A 17,110-nucleotide genomic window follows, 5' to 3' on the forward strand; every position below is an offset into this window, starting at 1 on the left:
ACCTCCCGCTCGGAGGTTTTTTTATTGGCTTGGAAGAAGCCCTAACTATGGGTTTCTTCCTCGGCATCATCCTCAAAAGTCTTGGCGATTTTTTCAATATTCAGGCTCTTGGCCATGGCATCAAAAATTTCCTTATACACGCCTTGCTGATGATAAAGCTGAGCGTGCTCACCATGTTCGGCAATCCTTCCCTCTTTCATCACATAGGTATAATCCGCGTCAATAATTTGCGACAGGCTATGTGAAATGATGATCACGGTACGGCCTTGCTTGATTTGATCCAGACTTTGCTTGATCTGTTCGGTGGCGATGGCATCCAGACTCGCCGTCGGTTCATCCAGAAAAATAATCGGTGGATTTTTCAGGAACATCCGCGCCAAGGCAATGCGTTGCTGCTGTCCGCCAGACAGCATGAGGGCATCACTATCATAGCCATCCGGTAACTGTAAAATCTGCGCATGAATCGAGGCTTTTTCTGCCGCCTCAATGACATCGTCCATTGAAGCTGTAGTTTTGCCATAACGGATATTCTCAAAAATGGTGCCTTGAAAAATATGATTTTTCTGCAACACCAGACCAATATGATCACGCAAAAATTGGGTGTCATAGTCTTTCAGGTCAATGCCATCCAGTTTAATCTGGCCTTGTTGCGGCTCATAAAATTTATCCAGCAGGCTGATCAGGGTAGATTTCCCCGCACCGGATAAGCCGACCAAAGCCGTGATCTTATTCGGACGAATTTCCATCTCAATATCTTTCAGGGCATGATGGCCATTCGGATAATAAAAATTCACCCCAGTCAGTTCAAATTTACCAGTCACTTGCGGTTTTTGTTGACCACTTTGTTCAATTTCCTGATCCGCTTCCAGAATCTTAAAGAAGCTTTCTGAATAGATCATGGCATCATTCACTTCATCATAAATCCGGTGCAGTGAGCGAATCGGGGCGGAGACATTATTAAACAGCAGCACATGAAACATGATCATGCCGATACTCATCTGGCCATCCAGCACAAAATAAGAGGTCAGAATAATAATCAGCACAATGCCGATCTGTTCAAGGAACGTTTTCAGACCATCAAACAGGAAACTGGTCTGACGGGTTTTCATCTGGTTGTCGGTCAGTTCGCGCTGCAATCCTAACTGCTTTTCCGACTCAATCGCTTCCCGGTTAAAGGATTTGATCACGGTAATTGAATTAATAATACTGAGAATACCTTGACTCTTTTTCTCGCGGCCATCTCTTAAACTACGGCGCCAGCCACCGAGCTTTTGTGCCTGCTTATAGGTCAGCCAGAAATAGATTGGGACAATGGCGGTGGCCACCAGGCCGACATAAATATTGGCATAGTACATCAGGCCCAAAGCCACAATTGCGCTGGTAAATAACGGTAAAATATCAATAAAGAAGATCTGTACCAGACGGGTCAGTGAGCCGATACCACGATCAATTCGGGTCTGTAATTTTCCGGCCTGATTATTTTCCTGATTAAAAAATTCCAGACGATATTTTAAGAATTTTTCAATAATTCCTTGGGCCAGATCCTGAGAAACAAAAATCCGTAGCTTTTCTCCATAGAACTTCTGGCCGAACTGGACAAAGGCATTGATAATCTCTTTACCGAGCAAGATCGCTGAAATCGTAATCAGAATATGCCAGCCTTGCTCCAGTCCCTGACCTTGTTCCAGCAGCGCATTGATACTATCGACTGCATATTGCAGGGTCAGCGCATTGACCTGTGCGGTAAAGGAACCGATCAGGGTCAAAATCAGCGTGGCAATGACCAGCACCCGATAGGGCTGAACAAAAGGACGAAGTTTCTGAAACAGCTGCCATAAGTTCATAAAGGATTATTTTTATTGTGAAAGTTAAATTCAGTTTAGGCAGGAACAGGACAAGTCACAAGAGCAAATCTTGTAGTCATTTGTGAAATCCGGTTGTACTTTTTCAAAGTCAATGTCAGTATTTTCAGTAAGATACTCGGTCTAATTGAGATGACTTTAGATTTATTTGCGCTCCAACCTGAAACGAATATCTTACCCTTTGATGGGGTGGTGGAGGACTATGGTCTGATTCTGGATCAGGCACAAAGCCAGCAGTATTTGCAGTATTTTCTGAGCCAGTTGGCCTGGCAACATGATGAAGTACGGTTGTTCGGCAAGCACTATGTCACAGCACGCAAGGTGGTCTGGTATGGCGATGCGCACTATCAATATCGCTATTCGGGGACGCTCAAGCAAGCTCAGTTGTGGCCCCCGGGATTATTGCGTTTAAAACAGCATATTGAACAGCTGGTGGGTCATCCCTTTAATTCCTGTCTGGCCAATTTATATGAAGATGGTTCACAAGGCTTGGGCTGGCATAGCGATGATGAGCCTGCCTTATATACAGGAAGTTCTCGGGAAAATGTCATTGCTTCTCTGAGTCTGGGCGCGACCCGTAAAATGAGTTTTAAACATAAAACCCACGGGGATAAAGTCGAGTTACTGTTACACAGTGGCCAACTGATTGTAATGCGCGGCCAGACCCAGCAGTACTGGAAACACAGCATTGGTAAAAGTAGCAAAGTTTTGACACCCAGAATTAACCTGACCTTTCGTTATTTTTACCCTTAAATCATGTTTTTAGGCATAAAAAAGCATCCCAAAGGATGCTGATTTTAAAATTTTATCAGCAGTTTAAGGGGTGATTCCGGCAGGATGGCGATACCAACTTTCAATCAATAAGGCTGCGGCGATACTGTCCGCAGACAACCTTTTGCCGCGACCTTGCGCCTGATAATGATCCAGTTCATCGCGTGCTTCACGGGTGGTCAGACGCTCATCGACCATCAAGGTTGCAATATTGGTCTGGTGCCGTAAACGGCGCGCAAATTTACGTGCCCGTGTCGAAAGCTCCGATTCACTATCATCCATATTCAGTGGCAAACCGACCAGAAATAGATTCGGTTGATGGCTTTTTACTATTTTGAGCAGTTCATCCCAGTTCGGAATACCGTCTTTCATGGGAAATAAAGGTAGGGGACTGGCACTTGCAATTAGGGATTGTCCAACAGACATTCCCATTTTTTGTGTACCAAAATCAAACGCCATAATGGTTTGTGGCGTGTTTACATCAGGCATGTCCAATCTCGGAAGATAACCAGTTGCGGTCGACGCCCATCTTTTTATAGGCAGCATCCCAACGGTCGTTATAAGGTAAGTTAAAAATCAGATCCATATCAGAATCACAAATCAGCCAGTCACCGTGGGCAATTTCCTGTTCTAGCTGGTGTTTGCCCCAACTGGCATAGCCAAGTGCGATTTGATAGCGACCTACACCTTCATTATGCGCAATTGCATCCAGAATATCTTTGGAGGTGGTGATACAGACATTTTCGCCCACCGCAATAGAGGAATGCCAGGTCGGCTGACCGGTATGCAGCACAAAGCCGGCCTCAGGGCGTAAAGGGCCACCTTGCAAGACTTCATGCGGATTGACATTGTCTGCTTCAATATCAAGATCATTCAGCAATTCTTTAATTTGAATACCGGCAGGGCGATTGATGATGATGCCTTGTGCACCATCTTCATCATGGCGAGCCAGATAGATCACCGTCTGGGCAAAAAAATCATCATCCGCATGTGGCGGCGCAATCAGACAACGATGTGTCAGAAACTGTTTGGTCACCTGAGCAGTTCTCCTTAAAATCAATTTCTTCGCAAAGAAATCGTATGATCCTAACCGCTACGTTACTCGAGCTTTATGGATTTACCAACTTTTATTTGTCTGGATTGTGATATTTAAACCTGCTGAAATTTCAACTGACGTAACTGACGGGCATGTTGTAAAGTCGTTTCACTGATTTCAACACCACCGGTCATGCGCGCGAGTTCATCAATACGTGCATCTTCTTGCAAACTCAGAATGGTGCTGCTGGCCGGGTCGGTTTGCTGCTTTTTCACGAGTAAATGCTGATCGGATTGTGCGGCCACTTGTGCCTGATGGGTAATACACAGAATCTGCACATGTTGGGCCAAACCTGCCAATAAACGCCCGACAATCTCTGCTGTACCGCCACTGATCCCGACATCAATTTCGTCAAAGACCAGTACTTCGGCTTCGGTTTTTTCTGCATTCATGACCTGCATCACCAGTGCAATACGCGACAGCTCACCACCTGATGCCACGCGAGCCAGGGGTTGTGCCGGAATGCCTTTATTGGCAGTAAATAGGAGTTGAATAAAGCTGAGGCCTTCACTCGATGGCTGTTCCAAAGCTTCAAACTTAAACTCGAAATGGGCTTCTGGTAGTGCCAGTTGTTTAACCTGTTCTGTGAGCTGCTTGGCCAGAGGTGCTGCGGCTTCACGGCGAATCTGATCCAGATGTTGGGCTTTCTCCAGAAAATCCTGATAAGAGACTGCAACCTGTTCAGCCAGTGTTTCCGGGTCTTCCAGTTGATGCAGCTGTTCTAATTCGGTTTGCCAGGTTTCATATTCTGCCTTGAGCAATTCCGGTTGAGTACGATATTTACGAGCCAGACGATGGAAAACCTCTAAAGTTGAATTCAGTTCTTCCATGCGTTCCGGGTCAAAACTCTGACGATCCATAAACTGACGTAAATTCGCCGCAGCATCTTCAAGTTCACTTTGTGCATTTAATAAGGAATTATAAATTCCGGAAAGCTGCTCACTACGACCGGCATGCGATTCGACCCGACGCATAATTGATGCCAGTTCCTGAGTCATGTTCTGTTCAGCCTCATCGAGTACATTCAGGCTATAGATACAATCCTGCATGATCGCTTCATGATGGGAAAGCCGGTCAAATTCCTGCTCAATCTCCTGATAATCAGTCTGAACGATGTCTTCCAGTTCTTCCAGTTGCAGCTCAAGGGTTTCGATACGCTGTTTACGGGTGGCTTGTGCATCCAGTGCTGTCTGATGCTGGCGGATATTTTTCTGCCAGGTACTGTAAGCATCCCGTACCGCTTGCGCCGGCGCATAAAAGTGATAATAACGATCCAGCCAATGCTTCGGATAAGGGGGTTCCAGTAATTGTTGCTGACTGTGCTGGCTATAGAGTTGTACCAATAAACGCCCAATTTCTTTTAGTTCGGACAGGCTGCTCGGTCGTCCATTGATCCAGGCTTTGCTGCGACCGGTGGCAAAAATTACCCGGCGTAAATGGATTTCACCTGATTCATCATCCAGCTCATGTTCTTTTAACCACGCGGCTTCAGGACTATGTTCCTGATAGCTAAAGCTTGCAGTCACATCGGCTTTTTCGGAACCATAACGCACATAATTGGTATCGGTTCGCTCACCCAGACAGGCAGACAAGGCATCTAACAAGAGGGATTTACCTGCACCGGTTTCACCGGTTAAAACGTTAAAACCTTTATCAATATCAATAGCAAGGTGCTCAGCTAAAGCAAAATTGATCAGAGTTAAATGTGTCAGCATAAACGCATCCGGGCTGCGAAAAGTTTGAGTGAAATAGCCTGATGTTGGATTGGGGTCACAACACGGCTGTGATTATAAATCAGGATGAATCAATTTCATTCTATCTTAAATTTTAGCGATTCATATATGCTTATTTCACTGTATTTTCGAAAGAAGCTGACTCAAAAGCCGGCAAATTCACTGCTTGTTTTCATAGTTTTGACATTGTCAAAGTTTAAGCTAGAAACCAAATCTGGCGGGCTGAATATACCATCAAGCCAGTAAACAAGCGGCCAGAATACCCCTTTCGCAACAGGCATTCAGGCGAGAAGCAATATTTCACCGCTGCCGACAAACTTCGATTGATTAGTTGAGAGTGCACATTTAAACTACAGCAATCAAAATATTACAAAATGCTTTATCTGGAGAAATCGCATGTCAGCTCAGTTTGATCATGTATCTGTACTTAAAAAATCAAATGTATATTTCGGCGGTTTATGTATCAGCCATATTGTTCAATTTGAAGATGGCACCAAAAAGACTTTGGGGGTCATTTTACCATCAGAAAATGCCTTAACCTTTGAAACGCATGTGCCTGAGCGCATGGAAATTGTTTCAGGTGAATGTCGTGTTCAGATCGGAGATAGCGAAGAAAGTGAGCTGTTCCGTGCAGGCCAGTCCTTCTATGTGCCGGGTAATAGCCGTTTTAAAATCGAAACCGATGATGTGCTGGACTATGTCTGCCATTTTGAAGGTTAAGTACAGCGCAAGATCAGTGCAAACCGGGCAAGAAATTTCAGTGCGAATCGGTTAAACTAATCATTCTATAGAAATCCTGTGAAGTCAGCTTTACGGGATTTTTCTTTTATATATAAATTTAATTTAGAGGTCGTTCATGGCAAAACCTGAATATTTTTATGGCGTACATTCAGTGGAGTCATTGTTAGAGCTTGAGCCTGAACGTGTCTTGACATTATTCACTCTCAAAGGACGCGATGATCAGCGTTTAAAACGTGTACTGGAACTGGCTGAACCGTTTGGCATCAGTGTGCAGCAAGCCAGCCGTGACAAACTGGAAAAATTGGCCGGTCAACCCTTTCATCAGGGTGTTGTAGCAGCCGTTCGTGCCCATCCGGTCTTGAATGAAAAAGATCTTGAGACATTATTGAGCACAAATCCGCAAGCCTTGTTATTGGCCCTTGATCATATTACCGATCCACACAACCTCGGCGCATGTGTGCGTACCGCCGCTGCGATGGGTGTTGAGGCGGTGATTGCACCACGTGATCGTTCTGCAAGCTTGACTCCGACTGCACGTAAAGTGGCTGCCGGTGGTGCTGACAAAGTCAAATTTATTCAGGTGACCAATCTGGCGCGTACCTTGGGGCAAATCAAAGAAGACTTTAATGTGCGAGTCGTCGGTACCATGCTGGATGAAAAAGCGCTGCCGATTCAGGAGTTTGATTTCACCGGTACTGGTGTCTGTGTGGTGATGGGTGCGGAAGATACCGGTCTACGTCCAATTACACAAAGCCAATGCGATCAGACGGTGTATATCCCGATGGCGGGTAATCTACAAAGCCTGAATGTCAGTGTGGCGACCGGTATGGCACTGTATGAAGCTTGCCGTCAGCGTAACCTGTAATTGATGATGGCATTGTCAGATCGTACACAGGGCTATGTCTTTCTACTGACGACCATGTGTATCTGGGGCGGTTTTACTTTAACCGCCCGTCTGAATGCGCTTTGGAACATCAGTGCCTGGGATATCGTGGCTCTGCGGTTTTCTCTGGCTTTTCTGATTCTGATGCCGATCTTGCTCTATCGCAAGGAGGCGGCTTTTTTACTGAAAAAAGAACCCTTTATTCTGGCCATGATTGGCGGAGTAATTTACTGTCTGTTTGCCTATAGCGCCTTTCATTATGCGCCTACCGCCCATGCCGCGATTTTCTTGAATGGCTGTATTCCGATTTGTACTGCCATCATGGCTTTTTTCCTGATGGGACAGGCTTTTGATAAGCATACCTGGGCCAGCCTGATTATTATGATTGCGGTGCTCTGTATCATGAGTCTGTTGATGTATCAGGAAACCGGGGTGGCATTCGGGGCAGGGGATGGACTATTTTTTATCAGTGCAATACTCTGGGCAATTTTTACCGTGTTATTGCGGAAATATCAGTTAACTGCATGGCAGGCAATGAGCGGCGTCGCGATCTGGTCAGCAGTGGTTTACGTACCTGTTTATCTGCTGTTTTTACCCAAAAATTTGAGTGTGCCAGAACCCCAGCATTTATTGTTTCAAACCATCTTTCATGGGGTTTTTGTGGTAATTATTGCCACTTTAAGCTATGTCGAAGCAATCAAGCGTCTCGGTGCATTTAAAGCCGGTAGTATTACCAATCTTGCACCATTTATTGCTGCGATTCTGGCGGTGCCTTTATTAAATGAAGCGCTGAGCCTGGCGATGATCTGTGGCTTGGTGGGGATGGCAATTGGGGCCTTACAGCCTTGGCGCTGGATTGGCCGTAAAGATAGTTTAGAAGCACAACTTGCAGCACAGAAAAAGCAGTCTTAATCGGACTGCTTTTTTTATACCTCAGGCAGCTGCCATGTTTAAATATTTTTCATGCAATGGGCGGAGATGGGCATAAAGATGATCCAGATGACCATCATTCAGCACAATATCATCAGCCATGGCCTGTTTCTGTTCACGTGACATTTGTGCGGCAATAATGTTTCGGATTTGCTTAATATTTTGACCATCACGTTGTGAGGCACGTTCAATTTGCAATTCGATTGTGGCATCAATCAGTAAGCGATGCTGAGTGAGCTCATGTTGATTGGTCTCAAACAGGAGCGGTGAAACCAGAATGGCATAGGAACTTTGCGCAGCATCTAACTGCTGAATAATCGAAGTGCGAATTGCTGGATGAGTAATATTTTCCAGGGTTTTACGTGCTTCAGGAGACTGGAAAATATATTCGCGCAAGGCACGACGATTCAGTGAACCATCTTCAAGCAGTACCCAATCCCCAAAAACTTGCTGAATCTGGGCAAGTGCAGGCTGGCCAATCGCGACCACTTCACGCGCCACCACATCGGCATCCACAACGACAATGCCTTGTGCTTCAAACCATTGGCTGGCCGCAGACTTGCCACTGCCAATCCCGCCGGTTAATCCGAGTATAAATTTCACTTTATTGACCTAAATACACTTTCATAATCTGCTCGCCCCACAGAAAAGCAATCCAGCCGGCAATCGCGATATAGGGACCAAAGGCAAAAGGCTGATTTTCCTTACGGACTTTCAGCAGGATAATCCCGATAATCGCACCCACTAAAGAAGAAAGGAGCACAATTAATGGTAATAGCAAAGGCCCCATCCAGGCACCCAAGGCGGCAAGCAATTTAAAATCGCCATAGCCCATACCTTCCTTGCCAGTGACGATTTTAAAGACATAATACACCACCCACAGACACAGGAAGCCAATGATATAGCCCCAGATGGCAGAACTCGGTGAGGTATAGAGGGCATAACTATTGACGCCCAGACCCAGCGCGGCCAGGGGTAGGGTATAACGGTCCGGCAATAACTGGGTGTCAAAATCAATAAAGGTCAGTGCAATTAAGACATAGGTCAGAATCAGCCCAAATAACATCTGGACAGTCGGACCAAAAACAGCCACCACCATCAGCGCACAGGCAGCGGTCAGAAGCTCAATCAGTGGATAGCGGATACTGATGGGATTCTGGCAGTTGCCGCACTTGCCGCGCAAGACCAGCCAGCTGATGACGGGAATATTCTGGTACCAGCGGATTGGTTGATGACATTTGGGGCAAGTCGAATCGGGTTTGCTTAAACTTAATTTGGTCTCATCAATAATTGGCTGTTCCGGATGCAGGAACATCTGGCAATCGGTACGCCATTCCTGTTCCATCATCTTGGGCGTACGATAAATCACCACATTTAAGAAACTACCAATGCAGAGGCTAAAAAGCCCAACTGCGATATACAGCGCTGTTGGGTTTTGAATGAAATAAGAAATAATATTACTGAACAAGATATTTAACCTGCTGATTAGCCAACGACTGAGCCCATTTGGAAGATTGGAAGGTACATGGCAATCACCAGACCACCGACGAGTACACCGAGAACAGCCATGATCAAGGGCTCCATCATGGAAGTGAGACCGTCTACGGCATTGTCGACTTCATTTTCATAATGGGTAGCGACTTTATCCAACATGGCATCCAGCGCACCGGATTCCTCACCAATCGCGACCATTTGCACGGCCATAGATGGAAACTTGTTGGTTACCCGCATGGCAAACTGTAATTGCTGACCAGTGGCAACATCTTCGCGGATTTTCATGACGGCATCTTCATACACCACGTTATTGGTTGCGCCGGCAGTAGATTCCAGTGCATCAATCAAGGGTACACCGGCTGCAAAAGTGGTGGCCAATGTACGGCTATAACGGGCAATAATGGCTTTATACACCAGATCACCGAAAATCGGTGCTTTAAGTGCTGCTTTATCCAGAAAATCGCGGAATTTTTTACTGCGTTTTTTTGCTTCTAAAAATGCTGTAATCGCTATTCCAATCCCAATAATCAATAAGAACCAGTATTTTTGGAACCAGTTTGACATGTTTACAACCATTTGTGTGAATGCAGGAAGATCAGCGCCGAAACCTTGAAATAGTTCTTGAAATACAGGAACAACCTTAACCATCAAAATGATGGTAACTGCAATTGCAACCACAATGACTGATATAGGATATTTCATGGCTTTTTTAATTTTTTGCTTGAGCAGTTCACTTTTTTCCTTGTAGATCGCGACCCGATCCAGCATGGTTTCTAGCGCACCGGATTGTTCACCCGATTCGACCAGTGAACAAAATAGTTTATCGAAGTATTGTGGGTATTTACGCAGTGCACCGGCAAAGGTATTACCACCTTCCACCTCACCTTTAATCCCCAGAACGACTTCACGCATGGCTGGATTCTCCAGACCCTCTGCAACAATTTCAAAGCCTTGTACTAAAGGTACGCCGGCTTTCATCATGGTCGCGAGCTGTCGGGTAAAAATCGTGATGTCCAGTGTGCTGACACGTTTTTTCATTAAGCCTTCGAGAATATTTTTTTTCTTTTCCCGAATGGTCTTGATACTGATGCCCTGTTTTCTGAGCGTCACTTTGGCCAGTGCCATATTGCGCGCCGGCAATTCCCCCTTGATCTTTGCCCCTTTACGATCAATTCCTTCATAGCTGAAGATCGGCATCATCTGGCCTTTCTTTACTGCTGCCATACCTTTATCCTTATTTTAGATCAGCGCACGATCATTCGCTGGTGACACGATTGACTTCCTGTAAAGAAGTCACCCCCTGCATCACCTTAATTAAACCTGATCGGCGTAAATTGTTAAAACCTGCACGGGCAGAAGCATCGGCAATTTCAAGTGCATTGCCGTCTTCCATAATAATTCTAGAAATTTCAGGCGTCACTTTCATGACTTCATAAACACCTACACGACCCTTATAGCCTTCGCGACATTCATTGCAACCTACCGGCTCATAGATCTGGAACTCTGGTTGCTGGAGATCTGCTTCGGTAAAACCCATTTCCAATAAACTCTGCTGTGGAATGTCGGCAGGTTTTTTACATTGTGAACACAGGCGACGTGCCAGTCGTTGTGCAATGACCAGATTCACGGAAGTGGCAATATTAAAAGACGGCACGCCCATATTGCGCAAACGGGTCAGGGTCTCAGGCGCACTGTTGGTATGCAGCGTTGACATCACCATATGACCGGTCTGTGCCGCTTTAATGGCAATTTCTGCAGTTTCCAGATCCCGGATCTCACCGACCATCACGATATCTGGATCTTGACGTAAGAATGATTTCAAGGCAGCAGAGAAGGTCAGGCCGACTTTATTGTTGACGTTGACCTGGTTAATCCCTTGCAGGTTGATCTCGACTGGATCTTCCGCTGTGGAAATATTGGTATCTTCACGATTCAGGATATTCAAACCGGTATAAAGTGAAACCGTTTTACCAGAACCCGTTGGCCCGGTAATCAGCAGCATGCCTTGCGGTTTATCCAGCGCCTGCATAAACAGTTCTTTTTGTTCCGGTTCATACCCCAGTGCATCGATCCCCAGCATCGCGCTAGATGGATCTAAAATACGCAGTACCAGTTTTTCGCCAAACAGGGTCGGTAATGAGTTGACACGGAAATCAATGGCTTTGTTCTTTGATAGTTTCAGCTTGATACGGCCATCTTGCGGAACACGTTTTTCAGAAATGTCCATTTGCGACATGACTTTTAAACGTGAAGACAGGCGGGTTGCCAACTGCAGCGGCGGTGTTGCAATTTGGCGTAATACCCCATCGACCCGATAACGAACCCGGTAGATTTTTTCATAAGGTTCAAAATGCAGATCCGAAGCACCCATACGAATCGCATCGATTAATAATTTATTGATATATTTGACAATCGGTGCTTCTTCTTCACCTTTGTCTTTTTCATCTTCTTCTTTACTCGGATCAGATGAATCGAAATCTACAGCCAGATCAAAGTCTTCATCAAACTCAAAAGTGCTTTCTTCGGTAAAATTCTGCTCGATCAGTTTTTCCAGTTTATTGTGTTCAACAATAATGGTTTCAATATTGAGCTTGGTTGAAAAGCGAACGGCATCAATCGCTTCAATATTGGTCGGATTACTGATGGCAATATATAAAATACTGGAATTTTTAAAAATTGGCAGGATGCGATGCTTGGTAATCAGCTTCTCATCAATGATATCCCGCAAAATTTGCGCAGGATCATAGGCACTGATATCAAACAGCGGCTCACCAAATTCGACTGAAATCGTTTCAGCAATAACGGTTGGGGAGAGCTGTTGCTGGTTAATCAGCTCCGCCACAATATCTATTTTTTCTTGCTTGGCATGTGCCAAAGCACTGCGCATATCTTCAGCCGAGATGACGCCTTCCTCGACCAAACGACGAATAAATCCGGTAAATCTTGGCGACCCCTGTAATGCTGTCATGCTATAAATGCCTATAAATCAAATTTTTTTAATTGCTATATTAAAATTATACGTTTGTTACGTAAAAATACCATAGCTAAGAGTGCTGCTACCTTCCTCATATCCAGTAAAACTTTGAACTGGTTAGAAGAAGTTCCCATTTTTTTAAGTGATAACAAAAAACAACCATTTTGAATAGTCTAAACCTAGAATAAGTGATAAGAAAACTATTCTTTAAATTTTCCAATTCCGTGTAGAATGTGCCCAATTCGAAATATGTAAATAAAATAGGTTAATTATGTCAGTTTCGACGATTACCCCTTGGGTAATAGGTAACTGGAAAATGAATCCGCTGCAGGCAGATGCATTAACACTGGTACACGGTATTAAAAATTTACTGGAAACTGCACCAATCGCCGCAGATAAATGTCATATCGGTGTAGCCCCGATTGCCCTTGCCCTGACCCAGATTCGGACGGAACTGTCATCTGCGACTCGTCCTGTTTACACTGTAGCACAAGATGTTTCACGTATTTCAGGAACGGGGGCTTATACCGGTGAAGTGAGCGCTGAATTATTGCAAGACAGCCAGATTCATTATGTACTGATTGGTCATTCCGAGCGTCGTGAAGTTTTCGCAGAAAACGCAGAAGTTCTGAATGCCAAAATCAAGTATGCATTAACTGCCGGTTTAACGGTGATTTACTGTGTGGGTGAAAGCCTGGAACAACGTGAAGCAGGGCAGGCGGAAGCGGTCGTATTGCAACAGATTTGTGATATTGCAGCGGTAGTGGACGCTGAGCAATGGAAAAATATCGTGATTGCTTATGAACCGATCTGGGCAATTGGTACCGGTAAAACCGCCTCTCCTGAAGATGCGCAAGCCATGCATGCACAAATCCGTCAAGGTTTGAGCCAGATCACCGGCTATGGTGCAACCATGGCGATTTTATATGGTGGTAGTGTCAAGCCGGAAAATGCAGTAGAGTTAGCAGCCTGCCCGGATATCAATGGAGCACTGGTCGGTGGTGCATCACTCAATGCTGAGTCGTTCCATAAAATTGCTCAGGCATTTGCAAATACACAATAATTAGGAGTTCAGCATGCAAACTTTTGTGCTGGTAGTACATATTATCTTAGCTGTTTTGATGATTGTCTTGATTTTGGTTCAGCATGGTAAAGGTGCAGATGCTGGTGCCTCTTTCGGTGGCGGTGGTGCGGCGACAGTATTCGGGGCATCGGGTTCCGGCAATTTTATGACCCGTTTGACTGCTATTTTAACGGCGCTATTTTTTGTGACCAGTTTGACTCTGGCTGTTTTGGCCAAGAAAGACAGCACAAATGCCTATAGTTTGGGAACGGTTCAATCTGCGCCGACCATGCCTGTGCAATCGAATGAAACTTCACCAACTGCACCAGAAACGACCGAATAGTTTTAATTAGTCCTTTCTTTTTTCCAGTGATGCGACTAGAATGCGTCACAGCTGCGGTGGTGGTGGAATTGGTAGACACGCTACCTTGAGGTGGTAGTGCTTTCGGGCGTGGGGGTTCAAGTCCCCCCTTCCGCACCAACTTATAATCCAGAAATTTAAGTTGGTGTATGCAGCTGAAAAAACTTCTGTTGATGCGGGATGGAGCAGTCTGGTAGCTCGTCGGGCTCATAACCCGAAGGTCGTTGGTTCAAATCCAGCTCCCGCTACCAATCAATCCTTTTTAAAGACGCAAACTTTTAAGAGGCAGTTTAATAAGTTATTAAGCTGAGAAATATAATTTGCATGTTGTTGCGGGATGGAGCAGTCTGGTAGCTCGTCGGGTTCATAACCCGAAGGTCGTTGGTTCAAATCCAGCTCCCGCTACCAATCTTTTAAAGATGCAAACTTTAAAAGCAGTTTAAGTTTTTTTAAGCTGAATGTTATTTGTACGCTGATGCGGGATGGAGCAGTCTGGTAGCTCGTCGGGCTCATAACCCGAAGGTCGTTGGTTCAAATCCAGCTCCCGCTACCATTTAAATAGTTTGGTAAACGTTATTTATAGATTTAGTTGATTGCTTGTCGGGCTCAACTCTCTATAATCTAGCGAAGGTCGTTGGTTCAAATCCAGCTCCCGCTACCATTTAAATGGTTTGGTAAACGTTATTTATGGATTTAGTTGATTGCTTGTCGGGCTCAACTCTCTATAAACTGGCGAAGGTTGTTGGTTTACATCCAGCACCCACTACCATTTTTTCAGTCACAGATGACAAATATGCAGAATGATGCAGTTTTGATTGAAAAGCTCTCATCTTTTGTATATAATTTTTGCACGTTGATGCGGGATGGAGCAGTCTGGTAGCTCGTCGGGCTCATAACCCGAAGGTCGTTGGTTCAAATCCAGCTCCCGCTACCAAGTTTCTAAAAAGAGGCTCACAACAAGGTGGGCCTTTTTGCACAGTGGGATTTGAAAAAAATCGCTATTGTGCTTAATTGGGGCGATTTACGCCCTTTTTTATTGGCTATCGTGTAGTGTCGACATTATTTGGTCACGTCTCCATGTTTCACTACTACTATAGTTTGTATTGGTTTGTAGTGGTCAAATAGATCATAAAATCGCACCAGATGACGAGAGTAAATGAAGCTATCAAATAAAACTCAAGCACTTCAGGACTTGATTGCACCGGCAGTTGAAGCCTGTAATGTAAACCTTTGGGGGATTGAGTTCCTGCCACAGGGTAAACGTTCGTTATTACGTATCTACATCGACAAACCGGTCGATGCAAGCGCTGAACCGGCCGTTAATGAAGACGGTGAAGAGGAACAGGGGCGTGGTATTGGTGTTCAGGATTGTGTGCGTGTAACGCAGCAAGTCGGCGCCATGCTGGATGTTCATGATCCGATCTCGGGTGAATATTCACTTGAAGTGTCTTCTCCAGGCTGGGATCGTCCATTCTTCCAGCTCGAACAGATGTCAGGCTATATTGGTCATAGCGTAGCATTACGTCTGATTAGTGCAGTAGATAACCGTCGTAAATTCCAGGCCAAACTGGTTGCAGTCGACCTAGACAATGAAATGATTCAAGTTGAAGTAGAAAAGCAACAGGTATTGGAGATCGACAGTCACAATATCGATAAAGCAAATTTGGTCTTCCAAGATTAATTGAATAAATAAAAATTTAACGAATAGGTGACGTATGGCACGTGAAATTCTGACCGTCGTTGAAACGGTTAGTAACGAAAAGGGTGTACCTCGTGAAGCAATTTTCGAAGCGCTTGAGCAAGCTTTAGTTGCGGCGACCAAGAAAAAATTCTACGAAGGAACTCGCTCTGAAGAAGCACGTTTACGTGTGGAAATTGATCGCAAAACAGGTGACTACCGTACTTTTCGTCAGTGGGAAGTAGTCGCTGACGAAGATCATGAAATGCCAGCGTGTCAGGATGCAATTTCTGATCTTGATCCTGCACAATGGTCAATTGGTGATATTCGTGAACTCGAAGTAGAATCGATTGATTTCGGTCGTATTGCAGCACAAATTGCCAAGCAAGTGATTGTACAGAAGATCCGTGAAGCAGAACGCGCACTTGTGGCCGATGCTTACGAATCCAAAGTCGGCGAGCTGATCTATGGTGAAGTGAAGAAACAAACCAAAGATGGCTTTATCATTGACTTGGGTGATAATGCTGAAGCATACCTTGCACGTGAAGAAATGATTCCGAAAGAAATTCTTCGTCCGAAGCAACGTATGAATGCGATTCTGTTCAATGTGAACCGTGAAGGTCGTGGTGCGCAACTCCAGTTGTCACGTGCCAAGCCGGATATGCTGATCGCATTGATGAAGAAAGAGATCCCTGAGATTTCTGAAGAAATTATTGAAATTAAAGCAGCAGCTCGTCAACCAGGCGTGCGTGCTAAAATTGCAGTAAAAACAAATGATCACCGTATTGATCCGGTTGGTGCATGTATTGGTATGCGTGGTACACGTATCCAGGCTGTTCAACAAGAATTGAACGGTGAGCGTATCGATGTCGTGGTATGGTCTGACGACCCTGCCCAGTACATCGCCAGCGCACTGGAACCAGCAGATGTATCGAGTATTGTCATCGATGAAGATGCCCGTACTGCAGACATCATTTTTGCAACGAGTGATCAATTGGCTCGTGCGATTGGTTCACAAGGTCAGAACGTTCGTCTGGCATCAGAATTGACTGGCTACAAGCTGGACATGATGCTGGAAGAAGAATACTACGCCCGTCAACAAAACGAAGCGCAACAGTATCTGGACATGTTTGTAACACGTCTGGATATCGCGGAAGATTTGGCGATGGCACTGGTAGAAATGGGCTTCACCTCGCTTGAAGAAATTGCTTATGTCCCTGCAGAAACGTTTGATGAAATCGAACTGGATGCGGAACTAGTTGAACTACTGCAAAGCCGTGCGAAAGAAATTGCACTTGCTGATGCATTACAACAGCAAGAGAATATACAAGCGCCAAGTGAAGAACTTGTTGCAATGGAAGGCATGACAGTAGAGATCGCGCAAGCACTAGCAGCTCGTGGTGTGGTAACAGTGGATGATTTAGCAGATCAGGCGACTGACGATATCGAAGATATTGAAGGTTTGGGTGCTGAGAAAGCAGGTCAACTCATTATGAAAGCGCGCGAATCATGGTTTAACTAGGA

At 45.1% G+C, this 17,110-nt stretch carries 16 protein-coding genes and 5 tRNA genes; 13 read left to right on the forward strand and 8 right to left on the reverse strand.

Going from position 1 to position 17,110, the window contains the following annotated elements; translation table 11 throughout:
* Positions 1-41 precede the first annotated feature (41 nt).
* A complete protein-coding gene (locus FTT75_RS05615; protein ID WP_180186033.1) occupies positions 42-1,844 on the reverse strand; it encodes an ABC transporter ATP-binding protein in 1,803 nt (600 codons plus the stop codon).
* Positions 1,845-1,994: 150 nt separating this feature from the next.
* Between FTT75_RS05615 and FTT75_RS05620 the strand changes: the two genes are divergently transcribed.
* Entirely contained in the window at positions 1,995-2,615 is a 621-nt protein-coding gene (locus tag FTT75_RS05620) for an alpha-ketoglutarate-dependent dioxygenase AlkB (protein WP_180186034.1), read from the forward strand.
* Between the two features lie 63 nt (positions 2,616-2,678).
* Here FTT75_RS05620 and ruvX read toward each other — a convergent pair whose 3' ends face one another.
* The 3 genes from ruvX to recN form a co-directional block, all read right to left on the reverse strand.
* On the reverse strand, positions 2,679-3,122 hold the full coding sequence (ruvX, locus tag FTT75_RS05625) for a Holliday junction resolvase RuvX (protein ID WP_005168963.1): 444 nt from the start codon (positions 3,120-3,122) through the stop codon (positions 2,679-2,681).
* Positions 3,115-3,669 carry a YqgE/AlgH family protein gene (locus FTT75_RS05630; RefSeq protein WP_159138536.1) on the reverse strand — a complete coding sequence of 185 codons (555 nt, stop codon included), beginning with the start codon at positions 3,667-3,669 and terminating at the stop codon, positions 3,115-3,117. The genes ruvX and FTT75_RS05630 overlap by 8 nt, the downstream gene beginning before the upstream one ends.
* 113 nt (positions 3,670-3,782) lie before the next feature.
* Complete coding sequence (recN, locus tag FTT75_RS05635; RefSeq protein ID WP_180186035.1) at positions 3,783-5,444, reverse strand: DNA repair protein RecN; 1,662 nt, start codon at positions 5,442-5,444, stop codon at positions 3,783-3,785.
* Between the two features lie 414 nt (positions 5,445-5,858).
* Between recN and FTT75_RS05640 the strand changes: the two genes are divergently transcribed.
* The 3 genes from FTT75_RS05640 (at position 5,859) to FTT75_RS05650 (ending at position 7,998) form a co-directional block, all read left to right on the forward strand.
* Complete coding sequence (locus tag FTT75_RS05640) at positions 5,859-6,182, forward strand: pyrimidine/purine nucleoside phosphorylase (protein ID WP_004281089.1); 324 nt, start codon at positions 5,859-5,861, stop codon at positions 6,180-6,182.
* 136 nt (positions 6,183-6,318) lie between these two features.
* The gene (gene rlmB, locus FTT75_RS05645) at positions 6,319-7,068 is read left to right on the forward strand and encodes a 23S rRNA (guanosine(2251)-2'-O)-methyltransferase RlmB (RefSeq protein ID WP_180083261.1); all 750 of its coding nucleotides are present in this window, start codon (positions 6,319-6,321) and stop codon (positions 7,066-7,068) included.
* A gap of 6 nt (positions 7,069-7,074) precedes the next feature.
* Complete coding sequence (locus FTT75_RS05650; protein ID WP_005094400.1) at positions 7,075-7,998, forward strand: DMT family transporter; 924 nt, start codon at positions 7,075-7,077, stop codon at positions 7,996-7,998.
* A 21-nt stretch (positions 7,999-8,019) separates the two neighbouring features.
* Here the strand turns inward: FTT75_RS05650 and coaE are convergent, their stop codons facing one another.
* From coaE to pilB, 4 genes are read right to left on the reverse strand one after another with little or no spacing between them, the layout of a single operon-like run.
* The gene (coaE, locus tag FTT75_RS05655; RefSeq protein ID WP_180186036.1) at positions 8,020-8,619 is read right to left on the reverse strand and encodes a dephospho-CoA kinase; all 600 of its coding nucleotides are present in this window, start codon (positions 8,617-8,619) and stop codon (positions 8,020-8,022) included.
* A gap of 1 nt (position 8,620) precedes the next feature.
* Positions 8,621-9,484 carry an A24 family peptidase gene (locus tag FTT75_RS05660; protein WP_005094397.1) on the reverse strand — a complete coding sequence of 288 codons (864 nt, stop codon included), beginning with the start codon at positions 9,482-9,484 and terminating at the stop codon, positions 8,621-8,623.
* Between the two features lie 17 nt (positions 9,485-9,501).
* Complete coding sequence (locus tag FTT75_RS05665; protein ID WP_005094396.1) at positions 9,502-10,734, reverse strand: type II secretion system F family protein; 1,233 nt, start codon at positions 10,732-10,734, stop codon at positions 9,502-9,504.
* Positions 10,735-10,765: 31 nt separating this feature from the next.
* Complete coding sequence (gene pilB / locus FTT75_RS05670) at positions 10,766-12,478, reverse strand: type IV-A pilus assembly ATPase PilB (RefSeq protein ID WP_074383648.1); 1,713 nt, start codon at positions 12,476-12,478, stop codon at positions 10,766-10,768.
* Between the two features lie 277 nt (positions 12,479-12,755).
* Between pilB and tpiA the strand changes: the two genes are divergently transcribed.
* The 9 genes from tpiA to nusA all read left to right on the forward strand — a co-directional run bounded on the left by tpiA (position 12,756) and on the right by nusA (position 17,108).
* Positions 12,756-13,547: a triose-phosphate isomerase gene (tpiA, locus tag FTT75_RS05675; protein ID WP_180186037.1), complete on the forward strand. Its 792-nt coding sequence runs from the start codon at positions 12,756-12,758 to the stop codon at positions 13,545-13,547.
* 13 nt (positions 13,548-13,560) lie between these two features.
* Positions 13,561-13,890 (forward strand): preprotein translocase subunit SecG, encoded by a 330-nt coding sequence (secG, locus tag FTT75_RS05680; RefSeq protein ID WP_005094388.1) that lies wholly within the window; start codon positions 13,561-13,563, stop codon positions 13,888-13,890.
* Positions 13,891-13,943: 53 nt separating this feature from the next.
* A tRNA-Leu gene (locus FTT75_RS05685) sits at positions 13,944-14,028 on the forward strand.
* Positions 14,029-14,082: 54 nt separating this feature from the next.
* Positions 14,083-14,159 (forward strand) — tRNA-Met (locus FTT75_RS05690).
* An 80-nt stretch (positions 14,160-14,239) separates the two neighbouring features.
* Positions 14,240-14,316: transfer RNA gene (locus tag FTT75_RS05695), tRNA-Met, on the forward strand.
* A 68-nt stretch (positions 14,317-14,384) separates the two neighbouring features.
* Positions 14,385-14,461: transfer RNA gene (locus FTT75_RS05700), tRNA-Met, on the forward strand.
* Positions 14,462-14,765: 304 nt separating this feature from the next.
* Positions 14,766-14,842: transfer RNA gene (locus FTT75_RS05705), tRNA-Met, on the forward strand.
* Between the two features lie 222 nt (positions 14,843-15,064).
* Positions 15,065-15,589 (forward strand): ribosome maturation factor RimP, encoded by a 525-nt coding sequence (rimP, locus tag FTT75_RS05710; RefSeq protein WP_005094386.1) that lies wholly within the window; start codon positions 15,065-15,067, stop codon positions 15,587-15,589.
* 34 nt (positions 15,590-15,623) lie between these two features.
* Complete coding sequence (nusA, locus tag FTT75_RS05715) at positions 15,624-17,108, forward strand: transcription termination factor NusA (protein ID WP_180186038.1); 1,485 nt, start codon at positions 15,624-15,626, stop codon at positions 17,106-17,108.
* Positions 17,109-17,110 lie beyond the last annotated feature (2 nt).

Origin of the sequence: Acinetobacter sp. YH01008 (genome assembly GCF_013420435.1) — a bacterium.
GTDB classification, from domain to species: Bacteria; Pseudomonadota; Gammaproteobacteria; order Pseudomonadales; family Moraxellaceae; genus Acinetobacter; species Acinetobacter pseudolwoffii.